Origin of the sequence: Arthrospira sp. PCC 8006 (assembly GCF_046480465.1) — a bacterium.
GTDB classification, from domain to species: Bacteria; Cyanobacteriota; Cyanobacteriia; order Cyanobacteriales; family Microcoleaceae; genus Limnospira; species Limnospira platensis.
This window is the reverse complement of the sequence record NZ_PKGG01000006.1, coordinates 1-13,926: the sequence shown is the minus strand read 5'-3', so window position 1 is coordinate 13,926 and position 13,926 is coordinate 1. Positions and strand designations below refer to the sequence as shown.

Annotated in this window: 15 protein-coding genes and 1 pseudogene; 5 read left to right on the top strand and 11 right to left on the bottom strand. The window is 43.2% G+C overall.

From position 1 onward, the window contains the following. Positions 1–152: 152 nt before the first annotated feature. From B9T16_RS01900 to B9T16_RS01885, 4 genes are all read right to left on the bottom strand, one after another. Positions 153–608 carry a type II toxin-antitoxin system VapC family toxin gene (locus B9T16_RS01900; protein WP_410243996.1) on the bottom strand — a complete coding sequence of 152 codons (456 nt, stop codon included), beginning with the start codon at positions 606–608 and terminating at the stop codon, positions 153–155. Positions 609–616: 8 nt separating this feature from the next. Further along, positions 617–937, bottom strand: coding sequence for a hypothetical protein (locus B9T16_RS01895; RefSeq protein ID WP_410243995.1), 321 nt, complete (start codon positions 935–937; stop codon positions 617–619). Positions 938–1,049: 112 nt separating this feature from the next. Further along, entirely contained in the window at positions 1,050–2,186 is a 1,137-nt protein-coding gene (locus B9T16_RS01890; protein WP_006620211.1) for an ABC transporter ATP-binding protein, read from the bottom strand. 22 nt (positions 2,187–2,208) lie between these two features. Then, the gene (locus tag B9T16_RS01885; protein ID WP_410243994.1) at positions 2,209–2,781 is read right to left on the bottom strand and encodes an HD domain-containing protein; all 573 of its coding nucleotides are present in this window, start codon (positions 2,779–2,781) and stop codon (positions 2,209–2,211) included. A gap of 48 nt (positions 2,782–2,829) precedes the next feature. Between B9T16_RS01885 and B9T16_RS01880 the strand changes: the two genes are divergently transcribed. From B9T16_RS01880 to B9T16_RS01865, 4 genes are all read left to right on the top strand, one after another. Further along, the gene (locus tag B9T16_RS01880; protein ID WP_410243993.1) at positions 2,830–4,248 is read left to right on the top strand and encodes an FAD-dependent thymidylate synthase; all 1,419 of its coding nucleotides are present in this window, start codon (positions 2,830–2,832) and stop codon (positions 4,246–4,248) included. A gap of 72 nt (positions 4,249–4,320) precedes the next feature. Further along, the gene (gene dut, locus B9T16_RS01875; protein ID WP_317270584.1) at positions 4,321–4,755 is read left to right on the top strand and encodes a dUTP diphosphatase; all 435 of its coding nucleotides are present in this window, start codon (positions 4,321–4,323) and stop codon (positions 4,753–4,755) included. Continuing rightward, on the top strand, positions 4,724–5,311 hold the full coding sequence (locus B9T16_RS01870) for a deoxycytidylate deaminase (RefSeq protein ID WP_317270585.1): 588 nt from the start codon (positions 4,724–4,726) through the stop codon (positions 5,309–5,311). The genes dut and B9T16_RS01870 overlap by 32 nt, the downstream gene beginning before the upstream one ends. Before the next feature lie 75 nt (positions 5,312–5,386). Beyond that, on the top strand, positions 5,387–7,012 hold the full coding sequence (locus tag B9T16_RS01865; RefSeq protein ID WP_410243992.1) for a vWA domain-containing protein: 1,626 nt from the start codon (positions 5,387–5,389) through the stop codon (positions 7,010–7,012). Positions 7,013–7,094: 82 nt separating this feature from the next. Here the strand turns inward: B9T16_RS01865 and B9T16_RS01860 are convergent, their stop codons facing one another. The 6 genes from B9T16_RS01860 to B9T16_RS01835 form a co-directional block, all read right to left on the bottom strand. Then, positions 7,095–7,658: a hypothetical protein gene (locus tag B9T16_RS01860; protein WP_231852046.1), complete on the bottom strand. Its 564-nt coding sequence runs from the start codon at positions 7,656–7,658 to the stop codon at positions 7,095–7,097. 100 nt (positions 7,659–7,758) lie between these two features. Further along, positions 7,759–7,983: a hypothetical protein gene (locus tag B9T16_RS01855; protein ID WP_014277423.1), complete on the bottom strand. Its 225-nt coding sequence runs from the start codon at positions 7,981–7,983 to the stop codon at positions 7,759–7,761. Between the two features lie 2 nt (positions 7,984–7,985). Continuing rightward, entirely contained in the window at positions 7,986–9,041 is a 1,056-nt protein-coding gene (locus B9T16_RS01850) for an AAA family ATPase (protein WP_006620204.1), read from the bottom strand. A gap of 131 nt (positions 9,042–9,172) precedes the next feature. Further along, positions 9,173–9,460 (bottom strand): DUF4090 family protein, encoded by a 288-nt coding sequence (locus B9T16_RS01845; protein WP_006620203.1) that lies wholly within the window; start codon positions 9,458–9,460, stop codon positions 9,173–9,175. 80 nt (positions 9,461–9,540) lie between these two features. Beyond that, the gene (locus B9T16_RS01840) at positions 9,541–11,343 is read right to left on the bottom strand and encodes a sodium:solute symporter family protein (protein WP_006620202.1); all 1,803 of its coding nucleotides are present in this window, start codon (positions 11,341–11,343) and stop codon (positions 9,541–9,543) included. A gap of 224 nt (positions 11,344–11,567) precedes the next feature. Then, complete coding sequence (locus B9T16_RS01835; RefSeq protein ID WP_410243991.1) at positions 11,568–12,419, bottom strand: PEP-CTERM sorting domain-containing protein; 852 nt, start codon at positions 12,417–12,419, stop codon at positions 11,568–11,570. Between the two features lie 336 nt (positions 12,420–12,755). Here B9T16_RS01835 and B9T16_RS01830 point away from each other — a divergent pair. Next, a pseudogene (locus tag B9T16_RS01830) lies at positions 12,756–13,718 on the top strand (recombinase); the annotation flags it as partial. Positions 13,719–13,817: 99 nt separating this feature from the next. Here the strand turns inward: B9T16_RS01830 and B9T16_RS01825 are convergent. After that, positions 13,818–13,926, bottom strand: a 109-nt coding sequence (locus tag B9T16_RS01825; RefSeq protein ID WP_410244012.1) for an HNH endonuclease, incomplete at its 5' end; no start/stop codon positions are given.

Here is a 13,926-nt window from a genome sequence, read left to right as displayed (position 1 = left end):
CTAGCTTGGTCATTCCCCCATCATCATTTGGGCAGTTTTTGAGGTAAATATACTGGTCATAATTCCCTATTTACAGCGTCTTATTTTAGCCGCCTAATGGTCGATTTTAGTAGGGTTAAGCCGACCACATAGAGCAGGCGATCGCCTGAAGTTTAGTTAGTTGGTCTGTACCAACTTTCCACAGTCAAATCTCGCACCCTTTGGATTCGTTGAAAGTCACTATCTGCTGAAACTAAAATCAGATTGTGTTGCCATGCAATTGAAGCAATCCATAGGTCATGTTGACTGACTCCAATATCAATCAGTCGAGTTTTACGGCGTTTATTTTTCTCTTTTGGTCCCCAATTTTTCATCAAATCAGCCTGAAATGATCCATAAATTTCGGCAGTCTTTGAATCAATTTCGTAAATCAAAATATTTTGCAAAAACTCCCTTACCCGATTCAGGTTATTCTCTCGCTGTCGAGAATTCTCCGCCATATAAATTAACTCGGCTTGTACAATCACACAAGTACAAATTTGGGACTGATCAAGTTCTGCTAACCTAGCCATAATATCCGGTTGATGATTCATGGCTAAACTACAGTGATTGGTATCTAATAAATACATATAATCTGTTAGTCTGCTTTCAATGCTTGAGTATCTGTGTCATCAGTGGAAATATATAATTGACCACGAGATGTATGGACTAACTCTAAACATTCCTCCAAGTCATCCCCTTCCCATTGACCAATTTTTTCCAGAGTTTTAAGGATGGATGCGGCAGTCGATCGCGATGAATCCGAGGCGCGAGACTTCAGAAATAGTAGAAATTCTAAAGCGATCGCTAAGATTTCATCGGGGGTTTGTTCAATTTCTTGATGGAATTGTTGTTGAATCGAAACCTGATGAGCTTCCCGATTCGATTCAGGATTGTTGATAATTTTCTGAGTATCCATAAAAAATTTCTCCGTTGGTTTGAGTATGGTCGATATTTAACCATTATAGCAACGGCAATTTGAGGTCGATCGCCTCTAGTGGTCGCTGAACCCACAGTTAATTGAGCATTGATTATAAAACTTTCCCAGTAGCCGGGTCAAAAATCATTAAATAGTTTAAATCTAGGGTAACTGGAATGCGATCGCCAGGACGCACACGCACACTGGGGGAAGCCATCAATTGCAATATGTTTCCCTGCACAGTTTTCTGATCATCCGATGGCCAGGTAGCCCTAACTAAAGTTTCCCGTCCTAGGGGTTCAACCACACTAACTTCTAATTCCAGAGGGACTTTATCCAAAGCCCAAACATCTTGTTCAACCGGATCAGTTTCCGACTCGCTGAGGTTCAATTGCAAATGTTCCGGTCTAATTCCTAACTCAAATCTCTGTCCTTCTTCGGGGTGTATTTTCTCCCGAATAACCATCGGACAAGCCACCGATTGACTCCCCACCCAAAATAAACTATTACCATAGGTAGCCGGGATAATATTCATGGGGGGATTACCCAAAAAAGTGGCAACCATCCTATTAGCAGGCTTACTGTAAACCTGTTGAGGAGTCCCGACCTGTTGAATACGACCTTGTTCTAAAATCACAATGCGATCGGCTAAGGTCATAGCCTCGACCTGATCATGAGTCACATAAATTGTGGTAATTCCTAGGCGCTGGTGAAGTTGCTTAAGTTCCGCGCGCGTATCGTCTCGTAATTGTGCGTCTAAATTAGATAAAGGTTCATCTAAAAGAAACACATCAGGTTCCCTAGCGATCGCCCTACCTAAAGCCACCCGTTGCTGTTGACCCCCCGACAATTGTTTAGGTTTGCGGCTTAACAGATGTTCAATAGATAGCGATCGCGCTACTTCCTGAATCCGTTGGTCTATCTTAGCCCTATCAGTCCCCCGCATTTTTAAACCAAAAGCCAGGTTTTCTGCAACCGTCAAATGAGGATAAAGGGCGTAATTCTGAAATACCATAGCCACATTGCGATCGCGTGCCATAATGTCATTAACTAAGCGATCGCCTATATAAATATCGCCACTGGTAGCTTTTTCTAACCCCGCAATTGTCCGCAAAATCGTTGATTTACCGCAGCCCGAAGGTCCCACCAACACCCAAAACTGACCATCAGGAATATTTAGGCTAATCCCCTCAATCGCCGTAGCGCTATCATAACTACGGGTAATATTTTCTAAACGAACAGTTGCCATTAGCTTTCCAGTAAATTAGGGTTTAATTTGCTTTAACTAGCCGTTCAAGTTCTGAAACCACCCGATCTAATTCATCTACCAAGGGCGTTAGTCCCCCAGTACCAAAAGCAGTTATTAAAGATCGATAATACCACAGCGTGCCGTCCCGCTTCCCACTAAAGCGATCCCATAACTTATCTCCAATTTCTCGATAATCCTTTAAAATCGAACGGGCGTTGTAAAGTTTGTCGCAAGCAGACACTAACTGCACAGAAGCCGAAGCCGTGGGAATATGTGCAATATAAGCCTGTTTACGTTCCCGCCAAGGTGGTGATGGAGTCTGATGGTTATCTGTACAGCCTTTGACAATTTCTGTGACCCGATCGCCAAATTTGCGCCGGATTTCTTTTTCCGTCTCCACTCCCCCTTGGTCTTCGATCGCATCATGAAGTAAGGCGGCGATCGCTTCATCCTCATCAGCCCCATATTCTAAAGCCAAACTCGCCACCCCCAACAAATGCGCCACATAGGGAACCCCAGACCCCTTGCGAACCTGATTAGCGTGTAATTCTGTCGCGTAGGTCACAGCCTGGGTAAATCGTTTTGATAACTGCATAGTTGCCATTCTAGGGTTTAATAGATAGAGGCGTTTTTTTTAATCATAATGGATCGGTTCCGAGTTGAAGTCATCGCTAAAACCCACAACCCGCAACAGGTAATTTATGCAGCGATGCACCAGGACTATACAGACAAGTTTGTTTTTGATGGTAGAAGCCATTGGCCGTCAGAATTGGAAGCGGGGGAGATAATTGTTAAGCGTCTACTAGCAGGGGAGCGTGGACACTACGGCCCCTTAGAACATCCTAGCATCACATTTAACTGTGGCTATTTTCCCCATAGTGTGATGCAGCAAGCACGTACTCATCGCGTGGGAATTTCCTTCGATGTCCAATGTTTAGCCGGTGATACAGAAGTCACCTTTATTCAAGCCAGTGGGAGTTTGAGAAAAATAAAAATTGCCGATTTATATGATGTTTGGGAAAATGGAGAAAAAGCGATTCGGACTCGCAAAATTATCGATCGCCACAACCAACCACCCGGAGAATACCGCCGCCATGGGAAGAAACGGATTCAGAAAATGTCCCTGCGAGTTCTGAATGAGGAAACCGGAACTTTCCAAATCGGTCATGTCAATAATGTGATGTGTAGTGGTTTGCAACCCGTCTATCGGCTGACCCTTGCCGATGGAAAAACCCTAGATTGTACCGTAAATCACCGTCTCTTAACCAGTGCAGGTTGGCAGACCATGGGCGATGCTTTGGGTTTGATAGTTGACGAAAATCACCAAGTTTTGGCGACCACCCAAAATTGTCAGTTGATGTGTAATGGAGTTTGGAGAAATGATGCTATTTATACCCCTAAAAGTTTCTGGGTAAATCCTCGGCTGGGGGGAGTGGCACACTTGAATCAGCCCAATCAAAATCCTGAATTGGCTAAGTTTTACCAACCCAAAGGAGAAGTTAAAAGTTTAAAAGCACATCCGGTCAAAGTCACTCAAATCGAATATATTGGAAAACAAATGACTTATGATCTGGAGGTTGATGGACCCTGGCATAATTTCGTGGCTAATGGGATTGTGGTTCACAATTCTTATCGGTACACAGGAAATCAGATCCTCGAACTTGCCGAAAACAAAAAAGACTTGGAAGATATCTTTTATTTGCGTCCGGTCGGATACTATAGCGATCGCCAAGGGAAAAAATACTATTATTCCCCTCAACAGCGACAAGCCGATTTGGACTGGTGTTTAGAAGCAGCAAAACGCTATAAAGCCGATTTAGATAATGGTTTGTCAGAAGAACACGCCAGGGGAAAAATTCCCTTTGACTACCGACAGCATTTTGTGGTTAGTTTCAATCTGCGATCGCTTCTACATTTTCTGGATTTGCGCTATAAAAAAGACGCTCAACTCGAAATCCAAAAACTCTGTGATTTGATGTGGCCCCATGTCCAAGAATGGACTCCAGCTATTGCCCAATGGTATCAAAAAAATCGCCTCGGTAAAAGCCGACTCGCCCCCTAATTAATCCGGTAAAATCAACACCCCCAAGACTTGGGGAAAAAATCACTTAAACTCTCGGAAAATATAGCCATCATGAAACTCCAAGTTCAGCAACTAAAACCATCAGCAATTTTGCCTCAATATGCCCATGAAGATGATGCCGGGCTGGATTTATTCTCAGTTGAAAATATAGAAATTCCCCCCGGTAAAAGTCATTTAGTCCGCACCGGAATTGCGATCGCTCTTCCCCCCAACACCGAAGCCCAAGTCCGTCCTCGCAGCGGTTTAGCCCTCAAACACCAAATCACAGTCTTAAATAGTCCCGGAACTATTGACGGCGGATATCGGGGAGAAATTGGCGTGATCTTGATTAATCATGGCAATACCTCATTCCAAGTACAAATAGGCATGAAAATCGCCCAGATGGTGATCTCGCCAATTGTACGGGTTGAAGTTGAAGCCGTAGAACAACTCAATTCAACCTTTAGGGGTTATAATGGATTTGGATCGACAGGTTTCGGGGTTTAATGTTATGGAAGATATCGCACCTAATTACCAACCCCCCATCAGACCTAGCTGGGATGAGTATTTTTTGATGTTTGCTAAACTAGCAGCCACCCGATCAACCTGTTTGGCTTTCCCAGTGGGGGCGGTAATTGTCAAAGATAGGCAAATTCTCGCAACTGGTTATAATGGTTCCCCCTCCGGTTCGGTTCACTGTACTACCCAGGGTTTTTGTTATCCTGGACTTAGTAGTTGTGATGCTAGTCAAACCCTACCTTCGCGGGCGGTTCATGCTGAAGCTAATGCGATCGCTCAAGCCGCCAAACATGGTATTTGCTGCGCTGGTGCCAGTATTTATGTCACCCTAGAACCCTGTATTTATTGCCTGAAATTGATTATTTCCACAGGGATTAAGGAAGTCTACTATGAGAAGGTTTTTAATAGTGGGGAAAAAGCTATGCTGCGGGATATGTTCGTTCAGGAAGGTTTAGTCAGCATTAAACAAATTCATCTATCTGAGGAAATTGCTAAACAAGGAGCCATGTTTCTCCTAAATCCCACTTCTGTTCCTCGTCCTTGACTGGTGAAATTCCCTAGGTAATGCTGGTTTAAGCCTGATTATCAACCTCTAATAATTAGTGAGGATGACAGCAAAATGATTACTCGCAAATCTTCACCTTGGCTAGTCGGAATTAGCTTGATACCAGTATTGCTAATTGCCTGCTGTGATGATGCCTATAATAGATCCTTACAGTCTCCTCCACGGGAGTTAGCTACCCCTCCCGTAGGGGAAACCCATTTAGATGCAGGCTTAACACCAGCGGCACCGCCACCAATAGCCTTAGAATTTGAGGCCGAAATTCCCAACACAGAAACCTATGATTTAATTGCCGAAAATAACTTTCAATTAGTAGCAGCTAATCCTCTGTCTACTTTCTCGATTGATGTTGATACAGCATCCTATAGTAATATACGCCGCTTTATTAACCAGCGTCAACGTCCGCCCATTGATGCAGTCCGAATTGAGGAATTGATTAATTATTTTTCCTACGATTATCCTCAACCCCAAGGCGAAGAACCCTTTTCAGTTACCACAGAAGTATCCTCAGCCCCTTGGAACCCGCAACATCAATTAGTTCATATTGGGTTACAGGGTAAAACTTTAGCGATCGAAGAATTACCCCCTAGTAATTTGGTATTTTTATTGGATGTATCTGGTTCGATGAATCAGCCCAATAGACTACCCCTATTGAAGGAAGGATTTAAGTTATTAGTTGACCAACTCAGCGAACAGGATACTGTGGCGATCGCTGTTTATGCGGGGGCGGCTGGTGTAGTTTTACCTCCTACCCCTGGTAATGAAAAACAGAAAATTATCGCCGCCATAGATGGCTTACAAGCCCAAGGTTCAACCGCTGGCGGTGAAGGTATTAAATTAGCCTATGAGTTAGCAACCAGGATGCTAAGTGAAGGCAAAAATAATCGGGTAATTCTGGCTACTGATGGCGATTTTAATGTGGGTGTATCCAGTGATGCGGAATTGGTGCGGTTGATTGAATCTTATCGCGATCGCGGTATTTATTTAACCGTGTTAGGCTTCGGTATGGGGAACTATAAAGACTCCAAAATGGAGAAACTATCGAATCATGGCAATGGTAACTATGCCTATATAGACAACCTAATGGAAGCCAAAAAAGTGATGTCTACCGAATTAACCGGAACACTATTTACCATCGCTCAAGATGTGAAAATTCAAGTAGAGTTTAACCCCGCCCAAGTCCAAGCCTATCGGTTAATTGGCTATGAAAATCGCCGCCTGGAAAATCAGGACTTTCATGATGACACCAAAGATGCGGGAGAAATTGGGGCGGGACATTCCGTAACAGCCCTTTATGAAATTATCCCCGTTGGTGTAGAATCAGATGTAAATTTACCGGCGGTGGATCAGTTAACTTATCAGCAAAATGTCGTCAGTTCAGAAGCCTATAATAGCAATGAATTAATGAGGTTGAAACTACGTTATAAACCCCCAACAGAGACGGCATCCCGGTTAATTGAACAACCCATAATTAACCGTAGTCTTCCCCTGAATCAAACCTCGGATAATTTCAGATTTGCGGCGGCTGTGGCTGAGTTTGGGATGCTGTTAAGAAACTCCCAATATCGTGGAAATTCCAGTTTTCAACAAGTCTTACAATTAGCAGAATCATCCAAAGGAGTTGATTTACACGGCTATCGATCCGAATTTATCCAGTTAGTTAAAATGACTCCCCAACGTTAATTGTAAGTAGTTTAACCGGGAGTTTCCATAACCTCGCAGCAGTTTAGGCGATTGTCAATTAAAAGGCGATCGCCACTTCCAACTAAAGGGACTCAATTTTATTTTTCAACTCCAATAGATCAGGATATTGATTAATATTTATTCTAGTAATTCCCCAATCTAAAAATTGTTTTAAAGGAGGGTATCTATTCTCCTGTCTCTGCATTTGTTTGATCAGATCTTTTCCGTGAAACCAAATTAAGTATTGCTGGCGATTCCAAAATTCTTCATCACTAAATTTTTCTTGATAATTTGTCAGATATATTTCCAAATGCTCCGATGTCACTGTATCAACAGCTTGTCGAAATTTGTTAATCATTTCTAAGGCACTAATTTTACACTCCTGTAAAACTAATGAATTCGGAAGAGTGCCACTGCCTCCTGTCCAGGTTGTTTTCAGTGTTTCGCGGGCGCTACTACCAGCTAATAACTCACCTAAAGACCATCGCACAGCTTGATAATCTTGTATATTTCTAGCACTGGTTTCAATCCATTCGGAAATGTTATCTATTCCCGGTGAGTTATTATAACTCCATTTTGAGGAAGGATTTTCTATTTTTTCCTGATACTTTTCCTGCCAATATTTATCAATTAAATCTGCATTCAATAGATAATTTTCCAGACAAGATCTGTAAGTCAAGTATGCCGATACTTTACCCCTTTTATGGCGCAGTGAAAGCAGTTGGGTCTGGGGAGTCGGTTGCTGATCAAAATCCCGATCGCGAAAGACAATATATATATGGTGGATTTGTGGTTTGATTTTGTCCGAAGTAAGCCTGTGCAAAGATGGAAAATCCAAACTTTCCACCCGTGGGTACAATCGTGGGGCGATCGCCTGATATATCCTCAACTAATCGATTGAGGAAACGATAATCTAAGCTGCTTTCCTTCCCCTCGCAAAAAATAGTTTTTCCACCACTAATTACACTCATAACTATATCTCGACTCTGATAATATGTGCATCGGGGACTAGCTGCTCTATATAATCAGAATGAGTAGTAATTATAAATTGATTGTTTTTCCCAAGTTTCGGCAAAGATCTCAGTAATGCTTGTTGCATAGGCGGATGTAAATGCAGTTCAATTTCATCAATTAAAATCACTGAATTATGAATATTCCAACTAGCAAAATCTACCAACATGGGAAAAGTCGATCGCTCTCCTCCCGACATTTCCGAAATTTCGTACTGATTCTTACCATCATACAGGTAAAACCAAGGCTCACTTAAAATGTCATCTACTCCCTCTCGTAGCACAGGACCCTCAAAACTCCGTTCGGGAAAAATAGCTTGATAAGCACGTTCGAGATCTCCATATAAATCTCTTTGTCCTGGTCGTAAATTTTTGATTTTACCCGATTCAATATCTTGATGAAACTGTCGCCACTTAGATAAACGATCACGCAGAATATCATCGGTAATTTCAACTGTTTTATCTGGATCTTCAGTAGTCAAGCTAGTTGAAGTTCTTTGTTCTGTGTACCACAGCACTGTACCCACTCGCTCGAAGACATTAAATCCGTGGGAACGTACCAATTTTCTGGCATATTCTCTACCCTTAAATTGAAAAAGTTCAGCCGCTGTCTCAGCCTGAACTCGTCCATCTCGCCATTTAATAGTTACCACATTTTCTTGAGCCGGAGCATGAGAATAACCAGAGCCTTCCAGATTTTGATAAAACTCTTGAATCGCCTTAATTTCCTGAGATGAAAATTGTACTTTCACGGCAACCCCTGGCTCAAACTTTCCCCAATTACTCCCTAATAATTCATAGTTAAATCCCAGCCATTTTAAGTCATGAAAGTGATTGATCCGACCCGTTGCCATCCCTAAAGTTGCTGCTAGAGCTTGTAAAATGCTGGTTTTGCCAGCACCATTTATTCCGATCAAAACAATCAAATCTTTTGCTAATCCGGTTTCCGAGTCCGTAAAATCTAACACCAGGTTCCGAAATTTTTTAAAATACTGCAAGTTAATCGATTGAATTTTCATCGGTTTGACCCATTCACAAAAGTTCTGGAATATGGCATAATTAAAGATTCAGTTAATATCGCCATAGCCCAACCGGATATTTAATGGTCAAGCCATGGCGATTAGAAATGAGCCGCCAACAAATCCGAGGGTTATTTGTTATAATAAAACTCGATTTCTTTATCTTTTAGGGGTGCAAAACCTGCCGCTTCTAGCATCTGGTTTAGTTCCGACTGGGCGATATGTTTGGCTCCAATGCGGACGATACGCGATCGCATAGTATTACTAACCCCACTGCGTTGGCGCTGTCCTTCCAAAGCCATCACTTTATGATATAGTTCCAGCTTTTCCGGGGGAATGGGACTCCCATCAAAATCGGTTCCTTGGGCGATCGCCACATCAATAGCATCGGCTCCGGTATTGGTAGAATTTGCACTCATGAGAATTATAACTGCCATATTTGATCAGCATTATTATAGCAGTCATTTATAGGCGTATAACACCATTACTAGCCCTGAGTTTAAATTTGATCATCTAATCCCGGTCTAGGTGTCGGTTGAATTTTCAGCTTTGATAAATGTCGTAACCAGACACCACCGACAACCGCCACAATTAGTGATATCCAAGCGATCGCCTGTTGTAGGAGTAGAAATCCTCCCGTCGCCAATAGTAACCCCAGCAATAAAAATATAGAGGCTAAAACCCGTTGTAAATCTAAGCCTAAATCCTGGGCAGGAAATAAACCAGTTTTCATCCTTTCCCGACTCCAACCTGGTCCGCCTGGTCGCACTTTTTGATAAAATGTTTCTAGGGTAGTTTCCGACTCTGGGGGGGTGAATAATAACACAATTACCCATAAACAAGTGACGCTAATGGTAATAAAAATAATCCGCCAACCAAAGTCTTCAATTTTGAACCAAGGGGAAAGACTCGTGACCATTCCCACCAAGAAACTACCCACGATCGCACTTAATTCCGCYGCCGCATTTACCCGCCACCAAAACCACCGCAATATCAACACTAAACCCGACCCGGTACCAATGGCAATCACCAGGCGAAAAACTGTGGCTACATCGGTGGCTAAAAAGGCAGCTATCGCCCCTAAAACGGTCACTAAAACGGATGATAACCTCCCCACCAATACCAACTCAGTTTGAGTGGCTGTGGGCTTGACAAAGCGCAAATAGAGGTCATTGGTAATAAACGATGCACCCCAATTAATCGAGGTGGAAACCGTACTCATAAACGCCGCCAATAARGAAGCAACCACCATCCCCAAAATTCCCACGGGGAGGAAGTCTAACATTAACTTAGGATAGCCTAATTCCTTATCAGCCAAATCAGGATAAAGCACCACAGAAGCCAAAGCCACCAAAATCCAAGGCCAGGTTCTGATTACATAGTGCATAATATTAAAAGTCCAAGCCGCCTTTTCTGCGTCGGCCTCATTTTTGGCGGCTGCAAATCGTTGGACAAATTCCCCGCCGCCGTCACTGCGTCGCCAAGACCACCACTGAAGAAAGATATAAGCAAAAAATGTACTGGCGGTAATTCCCGCCGTTTTACTAAAACTAATCCAACCCTCGCCGCCACCAAAATTAACGGGAAGTAGAGACAAAATATCTTGGTCAGGATAAGCGATCGGCACCTGTTCAACTAGGGAATGAATCCCCCCGACACTTCCCAGGGCAAAATATGCGACAATTATCGCCCCGAATAATGCCAGAAAAAACTGGAAAAAGTCCGTGGCTACCACTCCCCAAAGTCCAGCCAAACCGGCATAAATCAATACAAAAATACTGACCCCAACCACACTAAAAAGTTTAAGGTTATTGTCTCCCGCCTCAATGCCCAAACTTTGCCAAATTTCCAAAGCATCAACTACTTTAACCATGGCTAACATGGCATAACCGATCGCAATACAATTCATGGGGATGGCAAAAATAAACGCCTTCACGCCCCGCAAAATTGCGCCCATATCACCGCCATAGCGTAATTCTGTCAATTCCGCATCCGTGAGAACTTCCGATCGCCGCCACATTTTGGCAAAAATGTAGATCATAATCACGTGGGAGATGCCAAAAGTCCACCATTCCCAGTTTCCGGCAATTCCCCGGTTAGCGACAACTCCGGTAATATAGAGGGGGGTATCGATGGAAAAGGTAGTAGCAGCCATACTGATACCAGCTAACCACCAAGGAAGCGATCGGCCAGAAACAAAGAAATCCGCCAAACTTTTGGACCCTTTCCGCGACAGGTAGAGTCCCATCGCCATGGTCAAGATTAGGTAAACTAGGACAATTAGCCAATCAACGTGGTGCATTAATTTTCAGTTAATCTCAGTGAACAAGGCAAAATATCGGTTAGCCATCGCTGAGTTACTGGAGAAAGCGATCGCCCAGTTACAAACCTTACCTGAAAATGAACCCGATGCGATCGACTAAATCTGATCTGAGACTTCTCACGTCAAACCCCTCTCCCAAAAAGGGCGAGGGGCTTCAATGGCGATCGCACTCGATTTCGCACTCCATTTAATTTTGACATTGATTAGGCTTTTTGACCCTTGCGGACTTTGCTACCCATGAAAGTCACACCCAGCAAAGCTAAACCAGCAAGAGTACCGGGTTCAGGGACAGAGGCCCCCGCCAAGGCTACACCATCATTACCACATTCTAGGAATAGGCTGGCTAAATAGTCACCACTACCAATCAAAGACTTATCGAAGCTGAAACCAAAGGTATGGGTTCCCGCTTGGTTAAAGTGACCAAAATCTAAGCCAGCATTTAACAACTCCTGTTGGGAGTGCATATTAATACCACCAACCCACTTACCAGAGGCGATCACGTTATCGATAGAAGTTCTTTGACCGAAATAGTCGTAAGCCTCCTGTCTGGTGGCGATGTCAGTACCCATGGTGTTCTCGCGATAATACCCAGAGTTGTAGTAGTGTTGCAGGCTGTTGTATCCGTTATTAATGCTAGTCACACTTTGAGCGCGAACATCACTATAGACACCTAACTGGGATGCGCCAGAATCATTAGTTTCGGCAAAACGCACACCAAAGAGAGCGTTATTTTGGCTGGCGGTGAGGAAATCATCTCCGGTGAAATTGAAGAACAAGTCACCCCAACCAATTACACCACTTCTGGCATCTCTAGTGTTAACTCCCGCCAATGGTGTACCACCAGTTAAGGCAACCCATATAGTATCGGAGGTTTCCATGGTTGCCATACCGTAGATATCATATTGGGCACCACCGGAACCGTCGCCAATGGCATCAATTGCATAGTTCCAGCCATTGTGAAACTGTCCAGCAGTGGCGGTGGTGGCAGTGGCGGCAATCATGCAGGTGGCAGCGATCGCACTTCCGACTAATGTTTTGGTATAATTAAATTTCATAACCCAAACCCCGCTAACTTTTTTTTCATCCTTTGCATTCTCAACATAACTGGGTTTATGTAAAGGTTGCTACCGCAGTGAGTGGAATTACGGTAAAGTTTCTGTAAAGAGGGAACATTTTTATTAGTGAAATTACTGGCTGATTTAATTGCGTGAAAATACAGATGATTTATATATTGATTCTCACTACCCAACTGTGAATATATGGAGATGGTAGCCTCCCCAACGCCCAAGTCCACCACCACGGAGAGTTTCCTAACCCATAAGCTGTAACCCCTATTCTACCGTTACTTAGGTGTTACTCAAAACCATAGCAGGATAACAAGTGAGTAAAAAATGAGTAACGATATCAATACCCCTACAGTAGGGGGAAAGGGTAACTATGAGGGGGGCTATGCTAGATTCTTGAAAGCCTATCAGGAGTTTAAGGGGGAATGTCCCAAAGGAGTGACACTCAAGTTACAAAAGTCCGGGACTAAGTATAATTTGCTATTGCAGTTTAAGCAGCCACCTACCGGAAAACGACTACCCAAAACGGCTAACCTTGAGTGTACTCCAGAAGGGGTGATAGACTGCGTTAAGAAAGCTAAGTTGGTATCTGAAGCCCTGGGAACTATCAGCAGCGCTAGTGAGTTCTGGGATTGGTACGATGCGACTATCTTAGGAAAGAACCAGATTGAGGATAATCTGATAACTTACCGGGACATCTTTAAACAAATTGAGGATGAGTATTTTGCGGGTTACAACCGCAACACAGGAAGACCGCGTTCCCGCGATATCGCTAGCGACTTAGCGTCTTACGAGTCTACTAAAGGAGTATATTTCAGGTTGTTCCCTAACTGGGATGAATATCCTAGCTGGGAGAGTTTCAAGGCTATGCTATATATTCCCTTGCAGAATGGAGAGCGATTAATAGGCTCCAAAACTTTCAAGGAACGTTACTACATCTTAAAAGCCATAGCTAAGAAATCACCTAACAAAGAACACTGGCTTAAACAGCTTGAACCTATTAACCCCAAACAAACGCAATTCATAAAGAAACAACGGATAGCTGTTGATGTATTTAAGGATTGGTGGTTTAACACCAAACAAGAAGCCTATACCATTAAAAACCCTCAACATCAATCAACAAGGCATAGCTGGTTATGGGTGACGGGTATGGCAGTAATCTACGGACTGAGGCCAACTCAAATAGCTGCGGCCGTTAATCTAACTAAACCATTTGTAACCGAAGACGGTATCACTATCAAAGCACTGTCAGACCCTGATAATCAAGATAATTATCTTGTATTAGGAGATTAATTAGGGGTCGAGATAGACCTCACGGTCTACCCCTCCCATTCAAAACCGTACTTGAGACTTTCACCTCATACGGCTCCTAGTTTGACCGTCTCCTTGTTAAGAGTACAGCATCATCTCTTCATCAAGAGCTGTTTTATCGTCGTGACAATGGCGATGTAATAATTGAANRTTCTTNTATTCATCCTTTNCGCCTTGGCTTCTNGGT

What these genes read in the sequence shown, in the direction of transcription:
- B9T16_RS01900 (WP_410243996.1), bottom strand. Translation starts at nt 608, where the DNA reads ATGTATTTATTAGATACCAATCACTGTAGTTTAGCCATGAATCATCAA.
- B9T16_RS01895 (WP_410243995.1), bottom strand. Translation starts at nt 937, where the DNA reads ATGGATACTCAGAAAATTATCAACAATCCTGAATCGAATCGGGAAGCT.
- B9T16_RS01890 (WP_006620211.1), bottom strand. Translation starts at nt 2,186, where the DNA reads ATGGCAACTGTTCGTTTAGAAAATATTACCCGTAGTTATGATAGCGCT.
- B9T16_RS01885 (WP_410243994.1), bottom strand. Translation starts at nt 2,781, where the DNA reads ATGCAGTTATCAAAACGATTTACCCAGGCTGTGACCTACGCGACAGAA.
- B9T16_RS01880 (WP_410243993.1), top strand. Translation starts at nt 2,830, where the DNA reads ATGGATCGGTTCCGAGTTGAAGTCATCGCTAAAACCCACAACCCGCAA.
- dut (WP_317270584.1), top strand. Translation starts at nt 4,321, where the DNA reads ATGAAACTCCAAGTTCAGCAACTAAAACCATCAGCAATTTTGCCTCAA.
- B9T16_RS01870 (WP_317270585.1), top strand. Translation starts at nt 4,724, where the DNA reads ATGGATTTGGATCGACAGGTTTCGGGGTTTAATGTTATGGAAGATATC.
- B9T16_RS01865 (WP_410243992.1), top strand. Translation starts at nt 5,387, where the DNA reads ATGATTACTCGCAAATCTTCACCTTGGCTAGTCGGAATTAGCTTGATA.
- B9T16_RS01855 (WP_014277423.1), bottom strand. Translation starts at nt 7,983, where the DNA reads ATGAGTGTAATTAGTGGTGGAAAAACTATTTTTTGCGAGGGGAAGGAA.
- B9T16_RS01850 (WP_006620204.1), bottom strand. Translation starts at nt 9,041, where the DNA reads ATGAAAATTCAATCGATTAACTTGCAGTATTTTAAAAAATTTCGGAAC.
- B9T16_RS01845 (WP_006620203.1), bottom strand. Translation starts at nt 9,460, where the DNA reads ATGAGTGCAAATTCTACCAATACCGGAGCCGATGCTATTGATGTGGCG.
- B9T16_RS01835 (WP_410243991.1), bottom strand. Translation starts at nt 12,419, where the DNA reads ATGAAATTTAATTATACCAAAACATTAGTCGGAAGTGCGATCGCTGCC.